Source organism: Synechococcus sp. BA-120 BA3 (genome assembly GCF_034931285.1).
Classification (GTDB): Bacteria; Cyanobacteriota; Cyanobacteriia; order PCC-6307; family Cyanobiaceae; genus Cyanobium.
The window spans coordinates 1-2,471 of record NZ_JAYGHZ010000420.1; the positions used below are offsets into that span (position 1 = coordinate 1).

Here is a 2,471-nt window from a genome sequence, read left to right on the forward strand (position 1 = left end):
CACCGATACCTGCACCTGGTCGCGGTCGAGGGCCACGCCCCGCACCGCCGGATCGCCGACGTGGCAGGGGGGCGGATCGTGGCGCAGCTGCTGGTCGGAGAGCTCGAAGGCCTCGCCGGCGGCCCGCAGGGCCCGGGTCCCCAGCTGGCCATCCACCACGCAGCTCACCTTCACCTCGCTGGTGGCGATCAGGCGCAGGTTGATGCCGAGGCGGGCCATGGTGTCGAACAGGCGGGCCGCCACCCCGGGGCGGCCGAGGATGCCGGCCCCGGCGATGCTCAGCTTGGCCATGCCCGCCTCGGCCGAGAGCTGGGCCCCATCGGCCCCCATGGCTGCCAGCACCTCCTGGCACACCTGGCGGGCGCGCTCCATCTCCGACGCCGCCAGGGTGAAGGCGATGTCGTTGCTGGCGCCCTCGTGGATCGCCTGGACGATCAGGTCCACGTTCAGGCCGGCGGCGCCGAGGGCCTCGAACAGGGTGGCGGCCACCCCCGGTCGGTCGGGGACGTGGGAGAGGGCCAGCACGGCCTGGTCGGCCTCGAGTTCCGCCCCGTCCACGGGCCGGCCCAGCTCCAGCCCCTCACTGCCGATCGGCCGGGCCGGACCGCTGGTGAGCCGGGTGCCGGGGGCCTGGCTCCAGCTGGAGCGAACCGTCAGGGGCACCCCGTAGTTGCGGGCGATTTCCACGGCCCGGGGGTGGAGCACGGCGGCCCCGAGGCTCGCCAGTTCCAGCATCTCGTCGCAGCTGACGCTCTCCATCAGCTGGGCGTCGCCCACCTTGCGGGGATCGGTGGTCAGCACCCCGGGCACGTCGGTGTAGATCTCGCAGCCGTCCGCGCCGAGGGCGGCCGCCAGCGCCACCGCCGAGGTGTCGGAGCCGCCCCGGCCCAGGGTGGTGATCTCCGGGGTGCCCGCATGGCCGCTGCTGGTGCCCTGGAAGCCGGCCACCACCACCACATGGCCGTCCTCCAGCAGGCGCCGCAGGCGCTCGGTGCGCACCTCCAGGATCCGGGCCCGGCCATGGGCCGATTCGGTGATGATCCCCGCCTGGGTGCCGGTCATCGAGACAGCGGGCACGCCTTCGGCATGGAGGGCCATCGACAGCAGGGCGATCGACACCTGCTCGCCCGTGGCCAGCAGCATGTCCATCTCCCGGCGGGGGGGATCGCTGCAGAGGCTGGCGGCCATGCCGGTCAGCTGGTCGGTGGTGTGGCCCATGGCCGACACGACCACCACCAGCTCGTGGCCCTCCTCGCGGCTGGCGGCGATGCGGCGGGCCACCGCCCGGATCCGCTCGGTGTCCGCCACCGAGGTCCCCCCGAACTTCTGAATCAACAGGGCCATTCCCGCGTTGCCGGCGCATCCGGCCCGATTATCGACGCGGGGCGCTCCCGGGCTGGGCCAGGGCGGCCAGCAGGAAGCCGTCCCGGAAGGCGTCGCCGGGGTCGGCGCCGCGCTTGAGGGCGGCCTCCACGTCGAGCAGGCGGCGCAGCAGGGCCAGCAGTTGCTCGGGGCTGCGGCCGCGGATCTGCTTGCGCATCACGTAGATCCGTTTGGGATTGCCGATCCCCGCGGCCTTGGCGATCACGGCCACGTCCTGTTCGCCGCTGCGCTCCAGCAGGCACACCCAGAGCCAGCCCCGGATCTGACTGGCCAGGGCCGCCACGATGCGCAGGGCGGGCTCGCCCACCTCCAGCAGGGCCTCCACCAGGGCGATGGCCTCGGCGGGGCGCTGGGCCAGCAGGGCGTCGCCCACGGCCAGGCTGCTGGTGACCTGGCCGCCGATCAGGGCGGCCACCGACTCGGCCGTGATGGGGCCGGCGGCGCTGCCGGCGTGGAGGGCCAGCTTCTCCAGTTCGCTGGCGAGCCGCATCCCGTCGCTGCCGATCGCCTCGGCCAGGGCTTCAGCCGCCCCGGGGGCCAGGGTCAGGCCCCGGGCCCGGGCGGCGCTCTCCACCCGTTCGATCTGACCCGCCCCGTCCCAGACCGGCGGCAGGGTGAAGGACTGCTCGTCGGCCAGGGTCCGCAGGCGCTTGGTGGTGCGCAGCCGGGCGTCGGGCTTGCTGTCGCTGACCAGGAACAGGTGGCAGTCGTCCGGGACCAGCGCCACGGCGGCCTCCAGCTGGGCCGCCAGCTCCGCCGGGCAGGCCTGGCAGAAGGGGCTGCGCTGCACCACCACCACCCGCGCCCCGGCTCCGAAGGGGGGGGTGCGGGCCTCCTCGAGGGCCCGCGCCGCCTGCAGGGAATCGGCCCCGTCCAGGCGGCTGAGGTTGATCGAGGCCCAGGTGGGATCCACCAGGGCCTCGATCCGGTCCGCCAGGGCCCGCTGGCGGGCGGCTTCATCGTCGCCCCAGTAGAGGTGAATCGGCATCAGGGCAGGGGCGACGGCAGGGGCAGGGCGGCGAGCAGGCGGGCGTCGCGGCTGATCATCGCCGTGGCCCCGCCATGCAGGGCCGAGGCCAGCTCCAGGG

At 74.5% G+C, this 2,471-nt stretch carries 2 protein-coding genes; both read right to left on the reverse strand.

Annotated features, from left to right (window positions below):
- The coding region (locus VB737_RS16270) for an aspartate kinase (RefSeq protein ID WP_500314497.1) at positions 1–1,344 on the reverse strand (1,344 nt) is incomplete at its 3' end.
- A 28-nt stretch (positions 1,345–1,372) separates the two neighbouring features.
- Positions 1,373–2,371, reverse strand: a complete 999-nt coding sequence (gene holA / locus VB737_RS16275) for a DNA polymerase III subunit delta (RefSeq protein ID WP_500314498.1) — start codon at positions 2,369–2,371, stop codon at positions 1,373–1,375.
- Between the last annotated feature and the right edge of the window lie 100 nt (positions 2,372–2,471).

What these genes read in the sequence shown, in the direction of transcription:
- holA (WP_500314498.1), bottom strand. Translation starts at nt 2,371, where the DNA reads ATGCCGATTCACCTCTACTGGGGCGACGATGAAGCCGCCCGCCAGCGG.